Source organism: Shewanella sp. MTB7, from assembly GCF_027571385.1.
Classification (GTDB): domain Bacteria; phylum Pseudomonadota; class Gammaproteobacteria; order Enterobacterales; family Shewanellaceae; genus Shewanella.
Map to the genome: position 1 here is coordinate 2917507 of NZ_CP085636.1, position 23578 is coordinate 2941084.

General features: G+C 39.7%; 19 protein-coding genes. 14 read left to right on the forward strand and 5 right to left on the reverse strand.

Annotated features, from left to right (window positions below; translation table 11 throughout):
- The first annotated feature begins 288 nt into the window (after positions 1 to 288).
- Positions 289 to 993: a DUF3334 family protein gene (locus tag HWQ47_RS12460; protein ID WP_269971431.1), complete on the forward strand. Its 705-nt coding sequence runs from the start codon at positions 289 to 291 to the stop codon at positions 991 to 993.
- A 90-nt stretch (positions 994 to 1083) separates the two neighbouring features.
- Here the strand turns inward: HWQ47_RS12460 and HWQ47_RS12465 are convergent, their stop codons facing one another.
- Both HWQ47_RS12465 and fusA read right to left on the reverse strand, forming a co-directional pair.
- Positions 1084 to 1701: a 3'-5' exonuclease gene (locus HWQ47_RS12465; protein WP_269971432.1), complete on the reverse strand. Its 618-nt coding sequence runs from the start codon at positions 1699 to 1701 to the stop codon at positions 1084 to 1086.
- 106 nt (positions 1702 to 1807) lie between these two features.
- Positions 1808 to 3907: an elongation factor G gene (fusA, locus tag HWQ47_RS12470; protein WP_269971433.1), complete on the reverse strand. Its 2100-nt coding sequence runs from the start codon at positions 3905 to 3907 to the stop codon at positions 1808 to 1810.
- A gap of 366 nt (positions 3908 to 4273) precedes the next feature.
- Between fusA and HWQ47_RS12475 the strand changes: the two genes are divergently transcribed.
- The 4 genes from HWQ47_RS12475 to HWQ47_RS12490 all read left to right on the forward strand — a co-directional run bounded on the left by HWQ47_RS12475 (position 4274) and on the right by HWQ47_RS12490 (position 8390).
- Entirely contained in the window at positions 4274 to 5416 is a 1143-nt protein-coding gene (locus tag HWQ47_RS12475; protein ID WP_269971434.1) for a ribosomal protein uL16 3-hydroxylase, read from the forward strand.
- A 268-nt stretch (positions 5417 to 5684) separates the two neighbouring features.
- Positions 5685 to 6050 (forward strand): hypothetical protein, encoded by a 366-nt coding sequence (locus HWQ47_RS12480; RefSeq protein ID WP_269971435.1) that lies wholly within the window; start codon positions 5685 to 5687, stop codon positions 6048 to 6050.
- Between the two features lie 406 nt (positions 6051 to 6456).
- On the forward strand, positions 6457 to 7974 hold the full coding sequence (locus HWQ47_RS12485) for an asparagine synthetase B family protein (protein ID WP_269971436.1): 1518 nt from the start codon (positions 6457 to 6459) through the stop codon (positions 7972 to 7974).
- A complete protein-coding gene (locus HWQ47_RS12490) occupies positions 7971 to 8390 on the forward strand; it encodes an adenylyltransferase/cytidyltransferase family protein (protein WP_269971437.1) in 420 nt (139 codons plus the stop codon). Before HWQ47_RS12485 ends, HWQ47_RS12490 begins: the two co-directional genes overlap by 4 nt.
- A gap of 70 nt (positions 8391 to 8460) precedes the next feature.
- Here the strand turns inward: HWQ47_RS12490 and HWQ47_RS12495 are convergent, their stop codons facing one another.
- On the reverse strand, positions 8461 to 8628 hold the full coding sequence (locus HWQ47_RS12495; RefSeq protein ID WP_269971438.1) for a CCGSCS motif protein: 168 nt from the start codon (positions 8626 to 8628) through the stop codon (positions 8461 to 8463).
- A gap of 317 nt (positions 8629 to 8945) precedes the next feature.
- On the opposite strand from HWQ47_RS12495, the gene HWQ47_RS12500 reads away from it, so the two are divergent.
- The 8 genes from HWQ47_RS12500 (at position 8946) to HWQ47_RS12535 (ending at position 20084) form a co-directional block, all read left to right on the forward strand.
- Positions 8946 to 9296, forward strand: coding sequence for a RidA family protein (locus tag HWQ47_RS12500; RefSeq protein ID WP_269971439.1), 351 nt, complete (start codon positions 8946 to 8948; stop codon positions 9294 to 9296).
- 114 nt (positions 9297 to 9410) lie between these two features.
- Entirely contained in the window at positions 9411 to 10196 is a 786-nt protein-coding gene (locus HWQ47_RS12505) for a hypothetical protein (RefSeq protein ID WP_269971440.1), read from the forward strand.
- Positions 10197 to 10336: 140 nt separating this feature from the next.
- A complete protein-coding gene (locus HWQ47_RS12510) occupies positions 10337 to 11695 on the forward strand; it encodes a DEAD/DEAH box helicase (RefSeq protein ID WP_269971441.1) in 1359 nt (452 codons plus the stop codon).
- A gap of 36 nt (positions 11696 to 11731) precedes the next feature.
- The gene (locus HWQ47_RS12515) at positions 11732 to 11923 is read left to right on the forward strand and encodes a hypothetical protein (RefSeq protein WP_442802034.1); all 192 of its coding nucleotides are present in this window, start codon (positions 11732 to 11734) and stop codon (positions 11921 to 11923) included.
- A gap of 220 nt (positions 11924 to 12143) precedes the next feature.
- Positions 12144 to 13358: an RsmB/NOP family class I SAM-dependent RNA methyltransferase gene (locus tag HWQ47_RS12520; RefSeq protein ID WP_269971732.1), complete on the forward strand. Its 1215-nt coding sequence runs from the start codon at positions 12144 to 12146 to the stop codon at positions 13356 to 13358.
- Between the two features lie 134 nt (positions 13359 to 13492).
- Positions 13493 to 15706: a bifunctional diguanylate cyclase/phosphodiesterase gene (locus tag HWQ47_RS12525; protein WP_269971443.1), complete on the forward strand. Its 2214-nt coding sequence runs from the start codon at positions 13493 to 13495 to the stop codon at positions 15704 to 15706.
- Positions 15707 to 15796: 90 nt separating this feature from the next.
- Positions 15797 to 16537 carry a cytochrome b/b6 domain-containing protein gene (locus tag HWQ47_RS12530; protein ID WP_269971444.1) on the forward strand — a complete coding sequence of 247 codons (741 nt, stop codon included), beginning with the start codon at positions 15797 to 15799 and terminating at the stop codon, positions 16535 to 16537.
- A 319-nt stretch (positions 16538 to 16856) separates the two neighbouring features.
- Complete coding sequence (locus HWQ47_RS12535) at positions 16857 to 20084, forward strand: SNF2-related protein (protein ID WP_442802033.1); 3228 nt, start codon at positions 16857 to 16859, stop codon at positions 20082 to 20084.
- Positions 20085 to 20107: 23 nt separating this feature from the next.
- Here HWQ47_RS12535 and HWQ47_RS12540 read toward each other — a convergent pair whose 3' ends face one another.
- Complete coding sequence (locus tag HWQ47_RS12540) at positions 20108 to 21088, reverse strand: GGDEF domain-containing protein (protein WP_269971445.1); 981 nt, start codon at positions 21086 to 21088, stop codon at positions 20108 to 20110.
- A gap of 372 nt (positions 21089 to 21460) precedes the next feature.
- Between HWQ47_RS12540 and HWQ47_RS12545 the strand changes: the two genes are divergently transcribed.
- Entirely contained in the window at positions 21461 to 21913 is a 453-nt protein-coding gene (locus HWQ47_RS12545; protein WP_269971446.1) for a helix-turn-helix domain-containing protein, read from the forward strand.
- Between the two features lie 92 nt (positions 21914 to 22005).
- Here the strand turns inward: HWQ47_RS12545 and asnS are convergent, their stop codons facing one another.
- Positions 22006 to 23406, reverse strand: coding sequence for an asparagine--tRNA ligase (gene asnS, locus HWQ47_RS12550; RefSeq protein WP_269971447.1), 1401 nt, complete (start codon positions 23404 to 23406; stop codon positions 22006 to 22008).
- Positions 23407 to 23578: the final 172 nt, after the last annotated feature.

Sequence of the window (23578 nt, forward strand, 5' to 3'; positions counted from 1 at the left end):
AATATACGCTGCTAACGTCATAAATTGAATATCCTAAGACTCGTTTCACAAACTAATATCCAAAATCTAGATCTAACTCATCCTATAGAGATTTAATAAATAAATTTACTAAAGTTTTTTGTCGTATTAATTTGAGCTAAAAATTTGTTAGCTTTGTCAGTAAAACCAAACAGTTAATTAGTTTAGTTTCTCAGGCTCTTACGTATAACAGATGTTTATTGTTGCTTCGCTTTGATTTATTTCACTTTTACGCGCAGAATTAAATATTACCTCTTTTTGGTTTTAACCATGAATAAAACAGCTAAAATTATCAACTCAGACGATATTTTATTGAAATTGTGTGGTTCGGTTACAAGCGTATTATCTAAAACATCGGATAGTCAAGTATCTCATGCTGCTATGGTACAGAGTATTACCCGTACTTGTTTAAAGCCTGATCTCGGTTGCTTTTCAATCTTCGATGGTGGCTTCTCTGGTCTAGTTGTCATCAATTTTTCAGCAGAATCCGCCCTTGAAATTTATCGTGGTTATATGACTCATATGGGCATGCCTGAAACTGAGTTTGCCATCTCCCATACGTCCGATGAGGTCGGAGATATAATGGGAGAGCTCATGAACCAAATATTGGGTGATTTCATTAGTAAGGTTAGCAAACAGCTTCAAACATCGATTAATCAAAGCCAGCCAAAGATGTTAACGATTAACAAGCAGTTGATGATCTCTATTGACACTAACCTAGATGAAGCCGTTGCACGTAGAGTGTCGTTTAGAACTCAGAATAACCATATTTTTTATCTCGAGTTCGCAATGGATAAAACTGAATTTATTCAGTTAGATGAGTTTGATGAGGAGGGAGAGTTCGATCCTGATGATCTGTTAGATCAACACAGAAGTAAAGGTGATGATGATACTACCTCGCCTTGGACAAAAGCAGCATCTAAAGCAGAGAGTTCAGATGCTGCAGACGATCTTCTTAATGAGTTAGGTATTTAGTTTATGAGCGAGGTAATTCATGAATAAGTTGGGTATCCTAGTTTCCTAATCGTTAAATAAGCTAGCCTGTCAGGATTGTAATAAATTCGATTAGAGGCTATTTAAGAAGGCTTTGACACCTGACTTAGTTTTCTTTGATACTTGCTGCATTAACTTAAAGCTTGGTTCTGTTATGGAGTAATCATCTTTCATATCTTCAAGCATCCGAAGCCAAAGTTTAGCTGTCATTTCTGAATCGGCTAAGGCTCGGTGAAATACTCCGTCATTTTCAATCTGTTTGAACTCGACTAACCCGCCCAGCCTATGGTTTGGCGCATTCTGATAGAGTCGTCTGGCAATTAACATGGAACAAGCAAACTGCCCATTGTAGTCACGGTTAATGAATGCAAATTCGGCATCGAGAAAACGTTTGTCGAATGACGCATTATGGGCAACGAGGTTTCCATTTCCAATAAAGTCCGCAAATCGATTCATCACCTCACCACAGTTTGGTGCTGAGTTGAGCATTGCATTGCTGATCCCTGTATAACTTTCAATAAAGCTATTCACTCTAAACCCTGGATTCATCAGTTCTTGAAACGTGTCAATGACGATACCATCTAGTAATTTTACCGCCCCAATCTCAATGGCGCGATCGCCTTGATTAGGTGATAAACCCGTGGTCTCGAAATCAAGGATAATGACCGAATTGGCTGAACTATGTTGCATTGATCTTTGCCTATAAATTTTTACTTTATTTAACATAAATAAAAACCCCGCTGATTTACATCAGCGGGGTTTAAAAGTTAGCGTAAGCGCTTAGTTAAGAAGGTTATTACTTCTTAGCTGCAGCCTCAGCTGCTTTTCTCTCTTTAACTTGAGTGATAACTTTTTCAGAAACACTGTTAGGACATAGGCTGTAATGAGCAAATTCCATAGAGAATTGACCACGACCAGATGTCATTGTACGTAGTGAACTGATGTAACCGAACATTTCTGATAACGGTACGTCAGCTTTAATACGAACACCAGAAACGCCAGCCATTTGATCTTTGATCATGCCACGACGACGGTTAAGGTCACCAATTACATCACCAACGTTGTCATCTGGACTGAATACGTCAACAGCCATGATAGGCTCAAGAAGCTTAGGATCAGCCTTTGGAATTGACTGACGGAAAGCGCCTTTAGCTGCGATTTCGAACGCGATAGCTGACGAATCAACTGCGTGGAAAGCACCATCAAGAAGTTCAAACTCAACGTCAAGTACAGGGAAACCTGCAAGTGTACCCGTATCCATCAAGCTCTTGAAACCTTTCTCAACAGCAGGCCAGAATTCTTTAGGTACGTTACCACCAACAACTTTAGACGTAAATACGAAACCAGTGTTCGCTTCACCAGGCTTGATCACATAGTCAATCTTACCAAACTGACCTGAACCACCAGATTGCTTCTTATGTGTGTAACTATCTTCAACTAATTTAGTGATAGTTTCACGGTATGCAACTTGAGGCTCACCAACAATTAGGTCAACGCCGTAAGTACGCTTAAGGATATCAACCTTAATGTCTAGGTGAAGTTCACCCATACCTCTAAGAATAGTTTCGCCTGAATCTTCGTCAGTTTCAACACGGAAAGTAGGATCTTCAGCGATCATCTTACCGATAGCGACGCCCATCTTCTCGCTGCCACCTTTATCTTTTGGTGTTACAGAGATTGAGATCACTGGCTCTGGGAATACCATTGCTTCAAGTGTACAAGGGTGCTTAGGATCACATAGAGTGTGACCAGTTTGCACGTTCTTCATACCCACGATAGCGATAATGTCACCAGCTTGTGCAGTACTTAGTTCTGTACGCTCGTCCGCTTGCATCTCAACCATACGGCCAATACGCTCAGTCTTACCGGTAAAACTGTTAAGAATGGTGTCACCCTTGTTAATACGACCACTGTAGATACGTACGAACGTTAGAGCACCAAAACGGTCATCCATGATCTTGAATGCTAGTGCTTTTAATGGCGCTTCTGGATCAACGATAGCAAATTCACCATTAGGCTCACCTTCTTCATCAGTAAGCGGCTGTGGATCAACGTCTTGTGGTGCTGGTAAATAATCAACAACGGCGTCAAGTAAAAGCTGCATACCTTTGTTCTTGAACGCAGAACCACAGTATGTTGGGAAGATTTCGATCTTACGAGTACCAGTACGAATACAACGCTTGATATCTTCAATTGAGATCTCTTCGCCTTCCATGTACTTTTCTAGCAAATCATCGTCCTGCTCTAGCGCAGTTTCGACTAGCATTTCACGGTACTCTTCAACGATGTCTACCATGTCAGCAGGTACGTCTTCGATTACGTAGTTCTCAGCTTGACCAGACTCATCCCATATCCAAGCCTTACGAGTTAGCAGGTCAACAACACCTGAGAATTCGTCTTCGATACCGATAGGCAATACCATGATGATTGGGTTAGCACCTAGTACGTCTTGAGTTTGCTTAACAACACGTAAGAAATCAGCACCCATACGGTCTAATTTGTTTACGAAGATGATACGAGATACTTCTGATTCGTTCGCGTAACGCCAGTTAGTCTCTGATTGTGGCTCAACACCACCTGAACCACAGAATACACCGATGCCACCGTCAAGCACTTTAAGCGAACGATAAACTTCAACGGTGAAGTCAACGTGGCCAGGGGTGTCAATAACGTTAAAACGGTGACCATCCCAGAAACAACTTACAGCAGCAGACTGAATGGTAATACCACGCTCAGCTTCCTGTTCCATGAAATCTGTTGTAGATTCACCATCATGAACTTCACCGATTTTATGGATCTTACCGGTAAGCTTAAGAATACGCTCTGTTGTGGTGGTCTTGCCCGCGTCAACGTGAGCAAAGATACCAATGTTTCTGTACTTTGATAAATCAGTCATTTTTCTACTCTAATTGGAGTTACGTTCTAAAATTCGGGGGGAAGTATATCAATACTTTTAGAATTGTTTTATAGATTTTTATTAAAATCCCCTGTTTTTGACTAAATAAGCTAAGTCAATCAATACATGTCATCATTAAACCTGCTCTACAACCTTGATTCAGTCACATTTTATCTATATTTAAAGTTAATTTAGCTTCCTCCTTTTTACTTATATCATTTTTAACAAATGTGAACTCAGTACAGTACTATTTCATCTTTCGTCGAGGTTAAATGTATAACGGTTGATTTTTTTATGATCTCATCGAGTGTTTCAACACCAGTTTGTTGTTAGCATCGCCAAAATTTTTTATTGGTTAATATAGATATGCAACTTGAACTGAATGAGCTTACTCCTGAAATGTTCCTGAAGGATTATTGGCAAAAAAAACCTTTAGTTATTCGACAAGGCTTTCGTCACTTCAAAGACTTGCTTTCGCCTGAAGAGATGGCAGGGTTAGCGTGTGATGAGATGGTTGAGTCACGTCGTGTATATAAAAGTGAGGGTGAATGGCAAGCTGAATTCGGTCCTTTTGATAGTTATGAACATTTAGGGGAATCAGACTGGACTCTTGTGGTTCAGGCGTTAAATAATTGGGTTCCGGATGCAGAAAAATTAATTCAATGTTTTGATTTCATTCCCCGCTGGCGTTTTGACGATATCATGGTGAGTTATGCCACCCCAGGTGGTGGTGTAGGGCCACATATTGATCGCTATGACGTGTTTATTTGTCAAGGATCTGGACGCCGCCGTTGGCGTGTGGGTGACCGAGGTTCACACAAGGAGTTTGCGGCGCATCCAGCATTACTTCACACCGAAGCGTTTGATCCTATTATTGATGTAGAGCTTTTGTCTGGTGATATTCTATATCTGCCACCAGGTTATCCTCATGATGGTGTAGCGTTGGAAGCATCGATGAGTTTCTCTGTCGGTTATCGAACCGCTAGCACAAAAGATATGGTCAGTGCCTTGGCCGATCATCTGATCGATAATGAATTAGCATGTGAGCAGATTGAAGATCCAGACAGAGAATTGAGCCACCAAAGTGGACGTGTTAACTCAACAGATTTAGCGCGGATCAAGGCACAATTACTAAACACCCTTGATGATAACTTAATAAGTGAATTTTCAGGACGATACCTGACAAATTCAAAGTGTGAGTTGGACTTACCTGAGGAGAACTTAGGCTTTCAGGCTATTGATGTTATCGATATGCTTAAAGAGCAGGAGTTAATACGTCTCGGTGGTCTTAGAGTGCTCTATTTCGATACATCGATTGAGCAAGGCATTTTTTATATTAACGGTGAACAAATTTGTTTACCTATCGAACTTGCCGCTGTTATTCCAGTATTATGTGATAATCAGGTTTTGAGTACCAATAACTTAGCTGTCTGGTTATCTAATGAAGCATTTATTGAGCAGTTAACGGCTTGGGTCAATAGCGGTTTCTGGTATTTTGAAGAAATTTAATATTCTTTATCAATACGTTTTTATGATCAATAATATTCAACGGCGTCCATAGTAAGGCGCCATTTTTTTATGAATATATCTTCATGGACCATTTGTATATCATAAATCTACATCTTCGATGTTATAGAGATTGTGACCTTTGTTTTTTCAATCCTTTTTCCAATTATTTTTATGGAGCATGGGTAGCGTATTTTTGCTAAAGTCCCGATGTTAGTATTCATTTTTTTATATATTTAATATTAAAATCAATAAACTAGGAGTAACTCTGTTGACTATTGAACACAATGAATTGATGGCTGAGTTAAGTTTACTTAACTGCAGAACAAATTTTACCATTAAAAAAATCACCGAATATATGTTGCCAGAACTCAAAGAGCCTATCTACCTTCATGGTAGCGACAAAGATTGTCAGCTGATTATTAGGCCTGCTTATGAGGTATTTTTAGCGGATCTTTCTGAGCTAGAAGGAGTTAAGCATAAGGTAGGGTATTTTCACAACAATGAGATGACTCGATTTCCTAAGCGAGTACAAAAGAGTCTTAACGGTATCCATTATGGTTTAGCATTTAAGTTTTCAGATAAAGAGGCTGTTAAACGTTTTATCAACAGACTTATCGGTATTATTAATGGTTAACGTGTTTGGGGCTGCAGTCACAAAGATTAACGTTTAGTTGTGTATCAGTACTGTGAGTCGGGGCAGGGTATAAGGCGTAGAGGTTCAAAAAGTCAGATCGGAGAAACTCGCCTTCTCGCTGATATGTCCATCGATGACAAACTTTGGCTCGAATTTGATTATTCGGTGCAAAGTATTTTCATGAGTGCAACATATGGAATGAATCATGTTTCTTTATGATTAAGTTAAATGATTTCATTGATTTTTTTGAATAAATGTCTAGCTAGCTTTTGGAAACTTAGCAAGGACTGTTCTACACTCTACATATCCAGAAAAGCATGGTTTAGAAAATGCAAAGGGCTAAAACTTATGATTTATATGAAGGACGTTAAACACATGCCTATGTCATAAATAAGGGTTTTATTATATGTGCGGTATTTTTATCACTAACGATCCTCATATCAACCAAGATATGCAGGACATCATTGAAAAGACGCTCAGATTTCGAGGCCCGGACTGTTCATCGGGCTTAATAGAGCACAATGGCTGGAAAGCATATCACTCCCGTTTAGCCATCATAGATGTCGATAGTGGTATTAATCAACCTTTGATCCATGGTGATGGAGGCTTGTTGGTTTTTAATGGCGAAATACTAAATTTTGTAGAGCTTGGTGAGAAATATTTTAATGCCCATTACAAAAGTGACACCGTACTACTGGGTGATTTAGCACAAAGTGGAAATCTAAATCTATCTGAACTTGATGGTTTCTTTGCTTTTATCTATATAACAGCCAAGGGTGAGATAAAACATTGTGCGCGAGATCGTTTTGGTGTCAAACCGCTTTTTTATCATAAAAGAGAGGAGTTTATTAGTTTCTCTTCAGAACCGAATACGTTGCAAAAACTATTTAACTTGTCCGTTAATGACAATGCTATTGATGAGTATCACGCAGTTAGAGCACCTATATTGAGCGGTTCATTTTTCTCAGGAGTTGATGAGGTCGCACCTGGTACTTGTTTGATGAATGGAGAGTATTTCAACCTTCTGACACATCTTAACGGTGAGTATGAAGATATCGACATCCCGTCATTGAAACTTGCCATTGAAAAAGGCATTAGGACTCGTCAAGTCTCTGATGCACCGATTGGTTTACTGTTAAGTAGAGGTATAGACAGTAATTTACTAAAAGAACTCGGCGAGTTTGATAAATATTACACCATAGGGTTTAAAGGAGATGTAGATTTAGAGTATTTGAGAGAACAAAATATAGATAATCTTACTATAGTTGAATGCGATCCTGAAACATATCGAACTGAATTTAAGCACCTCTTATCCCTCCGTGGTGAGCCAATGTCTGTCCCTAATGAAGTTTTACTGTCTATTATTGCTAAAACTGCTGCAGCTGAAGGGGTGAAAGTACTGTTATCTGGCGAAGGAGCGGATGAGTTTTTTGCTGGCTATGACCGTATTTTTAAATGGGCCAGCAATGCGAACGAATTTGATTTTGACATTTTTCTTGGGATGTATTGTTACATTACACCTTCGAAGGAGAGTCAGCTCTATTTACATATGTTATCTATATTTGATGGATTGACCTTTGTGAGTCCCTTTGAAACGGTGAGATGGTTTTTTATTCGGTACCACATGCCTATTCTGTTTCGTCGTTTAGATTTCTCTCTAATGGCTGCTGGGATAGAGGGGCGAGAGCCTATTGCTAATATGCACACCTTTCAACTTGCCGTTAAAATGTCCCCTGAAGCATTGATGGGAGATGTGTTGGGCAAAACCCCGCTTCGGGAATTAATTTCTCCCTATAAAGGGCATAATTTTGCGTTTGAAAAGAAAGTAGGCTTTCCCGTCGATTTAACTGCTATTTTTGATCAATACCATGATGAAAGTTCCTATGAGATCTGGTTCAAAGAAAATTTAAGGATAATTAAATGATCATTGGATATACGAGCGGGGTGTATGATCTATTTCATGTTGGTCATGTCAACTTACTTAGAAATGCTAAGTCCATGTGCGACAAACTGGTTGTCGGAGTGACGGTTGATGAGTTAGTTATGTATAAGGGAAAGCAATCGGTGATCCCGTATACCGACCGTATCGAAGTGGTAAGAGCCTGCAAATATGTTGATGTTGCTATTCCGCAAAATAATATGGACAAGGCCGCTGCGGCTTTAAAGAATCATGCTCGCTATCTGTTTGTTGGTGATGATTGGTATGATACGCCGAAATGGAAAGATTTCGAAAAACAGTTAGCTGAAGTTGATTGCGAAGTGATCTACTTTCCTTATACAAAGGGGACGTCAAGCACGCTCATTAATGAGGCCTTAGAGGATATTAGAGACAACAAATAACCTTGATAAAGCTTTATTGTAGTCCCCTATCCTTGGAATTGTGGTGTGAGCTTTGAGCTTCATATGTTGCCTAAGTACAAGAACCACAACAGTTTCCATTTTCGCCGTGTTTATCCTTTTTTACTTTCAATTCAACTTCTCCTTCAACTTGTTTGTTGACAGTTTCAGCTTCGAGACTTTTGAGCTCAGTAAGTTTAGTTTGATCTTTTTTAAACATATTTCTAAAGGAAAACAACATACATACCTCTTCGTTGATGGTAATGGTTATTGATTAATAATTTAATCAATAGACGGTTAAGCCAGGTTAACCTTAGCTTGCCATAACAAGCTATTTAAATGCATGTTATATATCTTGACTAATTTAATCAAGTATTAAGGCGGAAGTGATATTTGCACTGTTTTGCTCGTTGAGCTTAGTTCGAAAATACCGTAGAAGTAACGAAGACTTCACAAAAAAAGTAAATGAGACCATTATAGTGATGCCTTTATCTCATGGCGCTTTTGCTGCTTAAAATTATCTGTATCATATCCATTTTATTTATCGAGATAGAATTAATGGATATTCAACGTCTAAATCCCACAGCTCGTTGGTCGGATGCAACTGTGTTTAATCATATGGCTCATTTTGTGGAAATTGCAGGGAACACAAGTGCAGACATAAAAGGGCAGGTTCAACAAATACTCGCTCAGGCTGAACTCACTTTAGCTCAGGTTAATAGTGATAAATCGCGTATTTTATCAGTTACCATTTATGTGACTGACTTTATGCATCTAACGACACTTAACACTGAGTGGGAAGCTTGGTTTCCCGAAGGTTGCGCACCAAGTCGAGCTTGTGTCAAAGTAGAGCTAGCCGATCCTAGTTATTTAGTTGAAATGAGTTTCGTTGCCGCGGTTTTACCTTAGTGTGGGTCATTAAGAGAAAGCTGAATCTAAGCTGACGGAGAACCAACTAATAACGATTATTACACTTAATCTAATGTATCTTTACCTACTTTGCAGCGGTATGAGAAATAGAATATGAAAGCTTTTAAAATAATCGCTATTAGTGTCAGCGTTTTGTTTGCATGGGTACTTTTGGCCGGTATTTATCGTTTTAATTTTACCCATGATGACATATATATCGAGATGGGGGATGGTCGAGTATTGCGCCATGACGAAGCGGTAACCTCAGCAGCTCATCTTGAAAAGAAAAATGCGACATTAAGAAGAGACGATATTTTAGCTGCAGATATAGATAAAAGTGCTTTAGTGATGCGTAAACTTTTCAGTCTCAAAACCTCTGCACCATTTAACGTAAATTTACCAAATTCACAGATGGGTGTACCTCTGACTTATTTTATAGGTAAAAGTAATACCGAAGGGAAACAAACTAACAATGAGTTGGTTGTTGGTGATTATCAATATGATGAGGTAAAGGGTAAGATTTTACTCGATTATTACAAAATCACCCCATTAAATGGCCTTCCAGTATCTGCAAATGCTTATCAGAAAAGAGAAACAGACCTGTTTACTTTCCTCGCGCCGTTCGCGGTTACTACCCAAGAAACTGGTGTTTTCTGGTATCTGGGATTATTCAGTATCGACTATCGAACCAGCACCTTATCTCATCTTAAGAGTGAATTTATTGGTGATAGGGTCGAAATAAAAAGTATTGAGTTCAAGGAGCCTTTCGATTCTCCCTATAGCGTTAGTGTGACCTATAAGGTTCGAAGTGCAAATCAAGCGATGAGTGACGCACCTACAGAGACAAATACAATATTGTTGACAGTCTCTGAAACGGCAATGACAAAAATAGGTAAGTAGGTGACGAGTCAAGATTACCTTTGATGAAGGAAAGTTATCTCTATTGTCGCTTTCTGGTATAATTAGCTCCTTAACTTTTCAATACTTCTGTTTTTGCTTCCAGCCAAACAGTTGGTTATTTATTTTACCTGAGATCTCCCATGCCATTTTCCAAACTTGGATTAAGTGAACCAATTTTAAACGCCGTAACTGAATTGGGTTACACAGCGCCAACCCCCATTCAAGCAGAGGCGATCCCACTCGCCCTTAAAGGTAAGAACTTAATTGCCGCAGCGCAAACTGGTAGCGGTAAAACGGCCACTTTTGTGTTACCTATTCTTGAAATGCTTTCAAAGGGTGAGACACAAAAGAAAAAACGTGTGCGTGCACTGATATTAACGCCAACAAGAGAGCTGGCACTGCAAGTGTGTAAGAACATAGAGGCTTATGGTAAACACCTCGCGCTTAAATCCGTTGCTATCTATGGCGGTGTTGATTACGAGCCGCAAAAGCAGGCGCTAATCGATGGCGTTGATATTGTTGTTGCGACCCCTGGACGTTTACGGGATCTTTATACTCAACGCTCGATCCACTTCGATGAAGTAGAGGTTCTCGTACTCGATGAAGCCGATAGAATGTTGGACATGGGATTTATCGAAGACATCACTAAAATTATCGATACCCTGCCAGAACATAGACAGAACTTATTGTTTTCAGCTACGCTGTCAAGACAAGTGAGAGAGCTTGCTAAAGACACGGTTGCTAATGCAATTCAGCTATCTTTCAATAAAGAAGGTGAGGGTAAGCCAAATATTGAACAGTGGCTTATTACTGTCGATAAAGATAAAAAGTCGGCGTTGTTAAGCCACCTGATTAATGAAAATAACTGGCAGCAAGCACTCATTTTTATTGAAACCAAACATGGCGCAGGTAAGTTAGTCAGTCAGCTTGAAAAGCGTGGTATTGAATCTGAGTGTATTCATAGTGGTCGCACACAAGCTATTCGTGAGAAAATATTAGCCGATTTCAAAGCGGGCAACATTAAGTATTTAATCTCGACAGGCGTGTCCGCGCGGGGAATCGACATCGACGTTCTTCCCTTGGTGATTAACTATGATCTACCTTTTCCCGCAGATGAATATGTACACCGTATAGGCCGTACAGGGCGTGCTGGCGCATCAGGTGAAGCCATTTCACTAGTATCGAGAGATGATTTTAAAAATCTGTGCATGATTGAGCGTCGTTTAGGTCACCTCATTACCCGAAAAGTGGTTGAAGGGTTTGATGAGCCAACGAAAGATGTGCCAATTTCAATACTAAATTTTGAGCCTAAAAATAAGCCAGTTCGTGAACGCAGTGAAGATAATAGTTCAGGTTCAAATAGTAAACATAATCATGGATTTTCATCACGTACTAAACCTAGTTTTGAAAGTCGAACTAAAAAATCTGATAGCGCGTCTAATCGCTCCTTAAAAAGCACGGATAGTAAGAAACTGCCACCTAATCCGTGGAATGTGTAGAGGCAGAGGGTAGAGGATAGTATGGAGAGTGCATCTATGATGATGTGGGGTGTACTGTTTGGTTCTATTGGTATGGGATATTTCGTTTACGGTAAGCGGCAAACAAAGATAGTGCCTTTGTGTATAGGTATTGCATTATGTGTGTTTCCTTACTTTACGACCAGTGTGACGATGTTGCTCATTGTTGGTGTTATTTTAGCCATCATTCCTTATTTTATTCGCATGTGATTAATTACTGGTAAAAGATTCTAAGCAGAAATTGGTGAACAATATTTGGAGTGGTAAGTGGCCTTTTGGTCGCTTTTTTTATTTATAAGGCTGATAATCGGTAATATAAATAAACGGCTTGAATATAATCATGGTTGAGAAGAGAGATGTCTTGCCTATTGCGGGCTTAACTCTTATCATCCAACCGTTTTTATTCCATACATCTACAACAGGCAATATCATGCTTAACTCTCCGCTTTCTCCTAGTTCAACAGAATTGGTTATTAGTGTTTTAGATATGGTTTTATCTGAAGGTAAACCTTTAGATAGAGCGTACTCAGTCCACTTTTCTGGTCTTCAACTGCCACCATCTGAACAGGCCCGTATTACCAAGGTTGCCGGAGATATATTACGCCGTCTAAATTTGTACTGTTTCCTGTCTGATGTAAAGCCAGAGGAGATGTCTCGTCTGGGCACGCGTTTGCTCAATGCATGGCACTTGTTTCATGGGCTTGAGCTGCCAACACTGCAATACTCTCTACCGCTTGTTGAAATTGAGTACTTTGCTCGTCTTGAAGAAGCTAAGCTGCAGCCTGCACTCTGGGATGGGTGTCCTGAGTGGTTAGATACTATGGGACAGGCGCAGTTGGGAGATAATTGGCCTAAAGAACGTGCTGCATTAAATACTCAACCTAAGCGTTTTATTCGCACTAACCTTTTAAAGTGTACTCGAGAAGAGTTGGGTAAAAAACTGCGCAATGAGCAGGTACAAACCATTGAGGTTGAAGGGGTCGACACCGCCTTAGAGGTGATTTCTGACTCGGCACTATTTCGGACTGAAAGCTTTAAAAAAGGTTGGTTTGAACAGCAAGATGCGGGCTCTCAATTAGTTGCAGCTGCTGTTGATGCGAAACCAGGCATGCGCGTCATTGATGCCTGCGCCGGTGCTGGTGGCAAAACGCTCTCTATTGCAGCTCAGATGAAAGGTAAAGGTCGTTTATTGGCGATGGATGTCGAGCAATGGAAATTAGACAGTCTTAAGCAGCGTGCTCGTCGTGCTAATGCTAGCAATGTTGAGACGCGTATTATTGCTAGCAGTAAAACGATTAAACGTCTGAAATTAAGTGCCGATAGAGTGCTGCTAGATGTTCCTTGTTCAGGCCTTGGTGTCCTCAAACGAAACCCTGATGCTAAATGGCGTGATACCCTTGAGCGTTTGCCGGTTCTGGTTGAATTACAGAAACATATTTTGCAAAGTTATAGTCGCATGGTGAAAGTGGGCGGTATTCTAATTTACGCCACTTGCTCCATTATGCCAGAAGAGAACCGCGATCAAGTGGATGCATTTTTAGCAGAAAATGAACACTTTACGTTTTTGGAAGATGAGACCATTAGTGTCGCTGATTCGGGCTTTGATGGGTTTTACATGGCAAGGCTCGAACGTATTGCCGAGTAATTAACCTATTTAAGTGATATGTATAGAGATAAAGATAAAAAAGCAAGGCTATTAGCCTTGCTTTTTTTGTTGGATTAGATTGAAAAGTGAAGGTAAAATTGAGGATTATTAATCAGATATGTGAGTGTTGAGATATGAAATTAAGCTATGACGCCATGATGTCTGATTTGACAAATTCAAGTATCAGTGTAAAACGCTATGGTGCAATTTTGACCATGTTACTTGATGCTTCACCATTAAACGATATTCTCGCTTCCTTAGTATTGCTCATAGAGGAAGAAAAGTTGGGTACAACAGGCTCAATACTTTTACTCAGTGACGACGGCAAACGTTTACTCACTGGCGCCGCACCTAATTTACCCGATAGCTATAACCAAGCTATACATGGCATCGCGATAGGTGATGGGGTTGGCTCCTGTGGCACTGCAGCCTATACAGGGTTACGTGTTATTGTCGAAGATGTAAGTACCCATCCCTATTGGGATTCATTTAAGGAACTATCGTTAGCTGTTGGTTTACAAGCTTGTTGGTCGGAGCCGATAAAAGACAGCCAAGGTAAGGTACTTGGCACATTTGCCATGTATTATGACTCAATTAAGTCTCCCACTGACGTTGATTTAGCGTTGATAAGTGAAGCAGCCCGCCTTGCTAGCTTAGCTATAGAACGTAGTAGGGCACTTCACTTTCAACGCCTAACAGCTAACATTTTTAAACACCTTCCTATTGCTATGGTTGTTACCGATGTATATGGAACGATATTGAGTGCAAATCCAACTTTTTATCGTTATTTGCAATGTCTCCCTAACGATTATGCCATGTTCGACCCTAAAATTTTTTTCCAGCCTTCAGGGCAGCAATTAACCTTAATGTTTCGCTACCTCACGGTTAACCAAACATGGCAAGGGGAGCTCATTGGTAGCAGAGTTGGTGGTGAGTATTTTCATGTTGAGTTAACCGTCACCATTTTTAAAGAACCAGGTTCAGATGAACAGTACTCATCTTGGTTATTTCGGGATATTAGTGAACGTAAAAAAGCGAGTGAACTTATTAATTTCCAAGCAAATTATGATTCATTAACTCGACTTGCGAATCGAAACCATCTATTCAAGGTTATGCAGGCAGAAATTGAGTCGGATAATTTGACTCCTGGGTTCGCGTTTATGTTGATGGATCTGGATAACTTTAAGCAAGTGAACGATACTTTTGGACACAACAAAGGGGATCTATTGTTGCAGGAAGTCTCCGCAAGGATCCAAGGTTGCGTATTGAGTAACTCCCTGTTGGCAAGGCTTGGAGGCGATGAGTTTGCGCTGTTATTGCCAGGGCTGGTTAAAGAGAATGAGTTAGCATCGATAGCCAATAATATTAATGAAACCGTATCTCAACCTATTCAGCTAAATGCAAATAAAAAAGTGCTAACCAGTGTCAGCATTGGTGTTGCTCGTTTTCCTGAAGATGCAATGACGCTAGAGCAAGTATTGAACTGCGCCGATCAGGCAATGTATATCTCAAAAGCTGAAGGTAGAAATTGCTTTCATTTCTTCACTGAGCAGATGCAGCAGAGTGCTGAACGCACAGCTAATTTGCATGCAGCACTTAAGTTAGCTTTAGACTTCAATATGTTCGAACTCTATTTTCAACCAATCATTTGCTTGGAAACTGATAAAATTGTGCGGGCAGAGGTGTTGTTGAGGTGGCAATATGAAGGTTTGTCTGTTTCTCCTGAAGAGTTTATTCCTTTAGCGGAGAGTAGTGGTCTGATTGTTGAGTTAGGGCACTGGGTACGACAAGAGTCAATGTCGTTTTTATTACAGCTTCAAACGATCGCCCCAGAAATTGGATTATCAATTAATGTTTCTATGTATGAATTTTGGTCTCATTCTTTGCAAGATAATTTGGTTAACTCAATTCAAGATATTGCCGTTAATTTAACCTCTGAACCTTTTCCCTTTGAAATGATGACTATCGAAATCACAGAGTCTCTTTTGATGAAACAGCATAGTCATTTAATTGCTTCGCTACAAAAACTCAGAAATATGGGAATTAAAATTGCAGTTGACGATTTCGGTACTGGTTATTCTTCACTCTCCTACTTGAGCAATTTCCCTATCGACCAAATTAAAATAGACAAGAGCTTTATTCAATATTCAGATCATTCCATAAAGCAACAAGCTTTAGTGGAAGCGATCACAACTTTAGGTCATGCGCTAGAACTTTGTGTTATAGCTGAAGGCGTTGAATCAAAAGAAGAACTTGAATTTGTTAAAAAATCTGGAATTGAAGCTGTGCAAGGTTACTATTTTTATCCTCCTATGACTAAGGTCTCGCTGTTACATTTGTTACGTTGAATAGTAATTTTTAACTTAACTAAGTGAAAATAAGCTCAAAGGGAGTAACCTATAATACTTTCCTAATAATTCAAGTTGCAGGAGCTGAAAATGAAATTAGCTAATGAACAGACTGAAGAGACGAAAAGTTATCAGGTTTGGGACAGACCGAGTCGACTATTTCACTGGGTCAATGTATTACTGGTGATCAGTTTATTGTTTGTCGGATTTTTGATGTTGTTTCGCACTGATCTAGGCATTGATTCACTCGTAGCAAAAATTAAGATAAAAGAGCTACATGTTATCATTGGTTATCTATTTGCTGCTAATCTACTATTTAGGATCCAGTGGGGCTTTATTGGCAGTCACTTCGCTAGGTTTGCTAATAATATACCCAGTTTAAGGGCTATGAAGAAGTATAAGTCAGCATTAGACCGTGGGGATAATCCTCAATACATTGGACACAATCCTATGGGGAAGTTGGCAGTATTTATTATCATGCTGACGTTAACAGTAATGCTTGTTACAGGGTTATTTCGCGCAGGCACAGATATTTACTATCCGCCATTTGGTGGAGCTATCACTGAATACATAGCCCAAGATGGTGTTGATGCCGCTAGCATTAAACCCTATAACGACACAGGTGTTGATAAGCAGAAGTTAGCTGAAATTAAGCCTTACAAAAGTCTTGCCGGAAAAATTCACCTTTATGGGGCTTATTTTTTAATGTTGTTAATTTTTCTTCATGTTATTGCAGTGATACAGTCTGAGCGGAAACATCAACCAGGAATAATATCTGCAATGTTTTCTGGTATAAAGAGAATATCAGGGCCAACCCAAGATAAGGAATAACGGCATACCCAAGTGGTGTGTATTGTTTTATCGATAAATAAGGAGAGCTCCCATAAGGTTATATGGGCGCTCTCTTTTTTTGCCTTGGTTTCTGTATCAGTGATTTTGATAAAGTGCCATGAGTTTCACCTGGATTGTTCTGAAAATGCGTTATTGGTTAGATGTTTGACTCACTTGATTATTTTTTGATTTATAACGGCATTAAAAGAACTGATGTCATGGATTAACAGTGGTATAGTTCTCGCTTTCAGTTTAATGCATATGGTCTGGATCTTGATTGCATCAGATCAGCTAACTTCGTAAGCGAAAGGCGTATTCATTGGTCAAGCTAGAAGCATATTTTAGTCAAGCAACAATCTATAATGCAATGCAGTTACTGTTTGCTGGTCAGTTAATTCACTGTGATTATTCTAGCTGGTTATTAACTGGAGAGTTTGAGTCGCAGAGTCATCAAGAACTCAACAATAGCATTATAAATAAGATAGATGTTCGACTTGACTGGACCGCAGGACCTGTCGTTGGTTCTGCGCATAGTTACTGCTCATGTGATGTCGAAGGTCCCTGTGAGCATTTAGCTGCAGTCGCCATCGACTACATAGCAAAACAGGATATGATCACCCCATATCCAAGTGAAAAAAAACGTGCCGATACCGTATTAAGGCTACTTAAAACTGAATTTAATCAACGTTTTGATCCTTATCCTAATATGGCTCGTCATCGTATTGTTTATCTGTTGTCTTTAGGTGAGCATGGTTTGCATCTGACTGCCCATAAAGGCTATATCAGTAAAAAAGGCAAATATTCGATTAAACGGGATATTGGCTTTGGTTTTTCAAGTAAATCGGCGCAGCCTAAATATGTGACTCAAGCAGATCTGTATTTATTGGAGAAAATAAAAGAGTATTCTTTAGCGTTAGATGATATTCAAAGAGCGGCATTGCAGGATGCTATTTCGTTGGATATCGTTGATTTTACATCCCTTAAGTTTATTAAAACCTTGTGTGCAACTCAACGTTGCTTTTGGGAGAGTTGTGAGCAAGCTGCGATTAAGCTTGAGACTCACTACTGCTATGATTTTGTCGATCCCGATGTATTTATCTCAATTGGCAAGAATGGCTATCTAGACTTGGCAAGTATGAGCTTAGTCATTACTCCTTTACCTGAAAAGCTAGTTAAGCCATTGTTTGATCACACACTTGACTGGTCACCACAATTAAGGGTTAGCCGACATGAAATTGAGTTTCCATGGGATGAGAGATCAAGGTTGGAGCTTGAAGTCGCCACGTTTTCATTAATTCATGATGAACTAAGTATTGATTTAGATGAAATATTTTCTTCTGCTTATGATGCGCCGGAAGTGATGAAACAAACTGCAGAGCTCAATGTTCAGCTAGCAGTTTTACCCTTGTTAACGTCTGTTTTTGAATCGCCAGTTTGGTCGCGATTTCCCATAGGAACGCGCTTATTACCTCAAGAGTTAAGTGTGCAAATGGTTGTGCTTCGCCGGTTATCTCTTGCGGGATGGGAGATAAAATATGAACTTAAAAATCGATTTGAAGTGATACATGCTCAACGTTGGTATGGTGATGTACATAATAGCGATAGTGATAAAAGTTGGTTTGAGCTAGAAATTGGCGTTGAAGTTAACGGGGAGAAAGTTAATTTGCTGCCCTATTTAGTTAAGGCCATACGTCAAGGGTTAGTTGAAAATATTGATAATCAAACCACCATATTAATGGATCTTGATAGCGGAGAACGACTTGCATTACCAGCGATTAGAATTAAGAAAATCTTAACCGTTTTAGTTGAATTGTATGACAGAAGGCCTTTATCAGCGGTAAATACCGTCAGTTTACCTCTGCATCAGTTGACTCGAGTTGCCGAACTATCATCAATCAAGGCGGGTGGTCAGTTCGAATGGCTGGGAAGCAGCTTACTTAAAAAGAAGGCCGAAAAGGTATATAGTTACTTAGAAAATGCCGGTGCAAAAGCCCATGTCGTAAAGCCTCCAGTAGGGCTTAATGCTGTGCTTAGAGAATATCAACAACAAGGATTAAATTGGCTGCAATTTCTCAAGAAACAGGGTTTTTGTGGCATTTTAGCCGATGATATGGGCTTGGGGAAAACGATCCAAACTTTGGCCAGTATCCTAATTGATAAAGAATCTGGTCGATTAAATAAACCGTGTTTGATTGTTGCGCCAACCAGTTTATTAGCCAATTGGCTACATGAAGCGCAATCTTTTACCCCTGATTTGAATATTCTCTTGTGGTCAGGAGGGAAACGACATAAAAGCGCGGAGCAGATTAAACATGCTGATGTGGTGATTAGCAGTTATGGTACCCTACAACAAGATGCGCTATTTTGGGCCGACACCCATTTTCATTTGATAGTGCTTGATGAAGCGCAGAACATTAAGAACGCCCGCAGTCGCATAGCTAGAGTGGTGGGGAGTTTAACATCGACCCACAAGTTATGTTTAACTGGCACTCCCCTTGAAAATCACCTAGGTGAATTATGGTCTCTGTTTAATTTTTTGATGCCTGGTTTTCTGGGAAATCCAACGCAATTTAATCGATTATATCAAACTCCGATTGAAAAAGAGAATGATGAAGTAAAGCGTCATGCTCTAGTTCACAGAATAAGTCCTTTCCTGCTACGAAGAATGAAGTGTGATGTGGCGACTGAGCTTCCAGCCAAAACCGTGATTAATGAGTACATTAGCTTGACTCAGGTTCAGGGTGATCTTTATGAAACTATCCGCTTAACTATGTCAGACGAGCTCAGAAAAGCCGTATCTCTGTCTGGGATGAAGCGAAACCGTTTAGCGATCAGTAATGCACTGCTTAAATTACGACAAGTTTGTTGTCACCCTGAGTTACTTAAATTAGATCTTATTACTGATAAGGCGTTAGAAGACACACAAGCCTTCGTCTCCTCTGAGCCAGTTGTCTCAATTAATGGAAGAAAAACTCTGGTGGCTAAAATTGAAAATAAACCCGTTAAACCTTCTGGTGTAACAAATTCAGGTAAACTAAATTGGATGGCTGATAAGCTGCCAGGCATGATAGAAGAGGGTAGGCGAGTACTTATATTTTCCTCATTTACCAGTATGTTAACTTTGATTTCACAGCTGCTTGATAAATTATCTATCGGACATGTAGAACTGACAGGGAAAAGTCGCGATCGAGCTAGTTTGGTTAAGCGTTTTCAGGAGCAAGAGGTCCCTGTTTTTCTAATTAGCTTAAAAGCGGGCGGTTCGGGGCTTAATTTGACCGCTGCGGATGTAGTGATCCATACCGATCCTTGGTGGAATCCAGCTGCGGAGCAACAGGCAAGTGATAGGGCCTACCGAATTGGTCAGGATAAATCAGTTTTTGTATATAAACTTATCTGTAAGGATACCGTTGAAGAACGAATACAGAGGCTACAGGAGTCGAAACATAACCTGGCGCAGAGTATTTATGATCACGAGACTCAAGCTGTTGCTGAGATGACTGGGAATGATTGGTTGGAGTTGCTGAAACCCTTGGCAATTGATGAGTAGTCATTTCTTTAGCGTTACTTTGGTTAACTCTTCGACGCTATGATGGATCTGTTCCTGCCTTCGGACTTTGCCCGATAGAGCGCTTTATCACATTCAGCTAGCCAGTGTTCGATACTTGTCGCTGGAAGAGAGCTAATCCCGATACTGCAGGTAATGGGTTCCATTACTTCAGGGAGTTGCATTTCAGCGATACTTTGGAGTAGTTGCTGCGCTATGTCTGATGCTCGAGTAGTATCAAGATCGAGTAATATGATGAGAAACTCCTCTCCACCGTAACGAATAATTTCAACGTTACACGGTACCACTCTTTTAATGACATTCGCGGCCTGCCGTAGTACCTCGTCACCTACAAGATGACCATATTCATCATTGACTTGTTTGAAATAGTCAAGGTCAAGCAGCAATATACTGGACTGAACTCCATGGATGGCGTGATTTTGTAATGCATGAGTTAATGATCTCATAAGACGTTTACGATTGTATACACCTGTCAATTCATCAGTATTCGCAAAATAGAGCAGGGCAAGTTTTTGTCTAGTGATTATATGAGAAAAAATAGCACCAAATATCAAACAATTTAGTATGGCTAACGAAAAACGAGTGATAACAAATGTCTCTTCAATATTGAGGGCTAAAAGCAAACTGACGATGGCATAGGTGAAAGATAAAACAACGGCTTCTTTAAGGTTAAATAGGAAGTAAAAGACAAAAATAGTGGGAAAGAGATAGATAAGACCTTTGTAACCTAAAGTAAAGCAGCTGTAGCTAATGGCGATACATATTAAAATTAGTGTCAGTTTTTTTTGTGCAAGATTCGCTTTGTTGTGCCATTCAAGATACATAGATAGGGCTAAAGGGAGCATAGAAAGAGCAAAAATAATAGCGAGCACGTAATCTTCTATACTGATGCGATAGATCACATACATTGCGATGGTAACGATACCTGCAAGTTGAAACAATAATGAGGACGTCTTTGGTATTTTGTTAAGCTTTGTTAGCTCCATTAATCCCCACTTTATTATTGTTTTTTTAAGTATAACACTGTTTAGTATAATAAATATGTATCTTACTCTGCAAGATGCATTTCAATATCATACGGGATTGCTTAAGCTTCAACTTGATAAATTAACGCTGTTTTATCAAGTTGAACCCTTCATTGTCTAAGTTGGTTTTACTTTTTAACCATTAGATGTGAATTTTAGGGTTAATCGCTATATTTTTACCGTTTTAAGGTGTTTTAAGTTTGTCTCTATTAATATTCTGTACTACACATTAAGTTGGGCATCCAACTTTCAGATTAAATATCTGATATGAAATCATAATCAGACTTAGTGCACTATTTCTAATGTTTATTGCGGATTGATGAGGAGAACGAAGTGACGGCTGCTAATGTGTGTGAGCCCAAGGAACTATTGTTACTTATTCGTAAAGAGACCAATGCTCGAATGAGGTTAAAGTTACTTGCGTTGCTTCACTATCAGGAGGGGAGATCAAGATATCAGATTGCAGAATACCTTAAAGTAAGCCGTACCAGTGTAAACAAATGGATTGCGAGCTATCTAAGCTCAGGTCTTGAAGGACTAAAAGAGAAAAAGCATACAGGAAGACCGGCAGCATTAAATACTATGCAGATAGAACAACTGTCTAATTTTATCGAAATACGAACTAATAGTCTAAGCACTAATCCATTACATGGTTGTGATGTTCAACATTATATCTCTGATACCTTTGGAGTAAATTATGAAATATCAAATATTTATCGGATTTTAGAACGTTTGGGCTACGCCTGGGTTACTCATCAAGACAATAAAGCGATGTCGATGAATTAGTATTCTGATTAATATTGGTCATTTTAGCGACAAAAAACGCCCATAAGGGCGTTTTTTATAGGATAACAATCAGTATAAATAACTTAGTTGTCTTAGAAACTTGCTGACTTTGGTGCGCGAGGGAATGGGATCACGTCACGGATGTTTGAAACACCTGTGACATAAGAAACCAAACGCTCGAAGCCTAAACCGAAACCTGCGTGGGGCACTGTGCCATAACGACGCAGATCGCGATACCACCAATAATCTTCTTGACTTAGATTCATCTCAGCAAGACGAGCATCAAGTACGTCTAAACGCTCTTCACGTTGCGCACCACCGATAATTTCACCAATACCTGGTGCAAGTACGTCCATTGCAGCAACTGTTTTGCCATCGTCATTAAGGCGCATATAGAAAGCTTTAATGTCTTTAGGGTAGTTTTTCACGACGACAGGCGCTTTAAAATGCTCTTCAGCAAGATAACGCTCATGCTCTGAATGCAAGTCAATGCCCCATTCAACTTGATATTCGAATTTCTTGTCGCAAGCTTTAAGAATTTCGATAGCATCGGTGTAATCAACTTGTGCAAAGTCGCTATTCACAAACGACTCAAGACGTTCGATCACTGTCTTATCAACTCGTTGAGCAAAAAATTCAAGATCATCTCGGCGCTCTTCAAGCACGGCTTTAAAGCAGAATTTAAGCATCTGTTCGGCCAGTCCAGCAACATCGTCAAGGTTAGCAAAAGCCACTTCAGGCTCTACCATCCAAAACTCAGCCAAGTGGCGGCTAGTGTTAGAATTTTCAGCGCGGAAGGTTGGACCAAAAGTGTAGACTTTAGACAGTGCACAGGCGTAAGTTTCAGCGTTAAGTTGACCTGATACTGTTAAGAAAGATTCTTTACCAAAAAAATCTTCGCTATAGTCTACTTTACCTTCATCTGTACGCGGTATGTTCTCCATATCTAACGTCGATACACGGAACATTTCACCTGCACCTTCACAGTCAGATGCTGTGATAAGCGGTGTCGATACCCAGATAAAGCCTTGCTCATGGTAAAAACGATGAATAGCTTGAGATAAACTGTTTCTTACACGAGCAACTGCACCAATGATATTGGTACGTGGGCGTAAGTGTGCTAGCTCTCTTAAGTGCTCAATAGAGTGACGTTTAGCTGCCATAGGGTAGGTTTCTGGATCTTCAACCCAACCAGCAACTTCAATATTGGTTACTTGAAGTTCGAATGCTTGACCTTTACCTGGAGACTCAACTACTTCTCCAGTCATAACAACTGAACAACCAGCAGTAAGCTTTAAGATTTCGTTATTATAATTAGCTAAGCTATTAGGTACTACACCCTGAATAGGATCAAAGCAGGAACCGTCATAAACGGCAAGAAAAGAGATACCGGCCTTGGAATCTCGGCGAGATCTTACCCAACCACGAACAGTAACTTGCGAACCAATCGCAAATTCACCTTTAAATACAGAAGCGACAGATGTAATGCTCATTGCTGCTTAGTTCTCCAACGAAACTTATTATAAAAAATTGGACGTTTATATTACCCTGCTGACGGCTTTTCTCAAGTGAATAATGGTCATTATAGTGTCTTGATTTCAAAATAATGAATGAAATGTTCGTATATCTTACAGATAGAACTGGTTAGATGATTAAAGCGTCAAT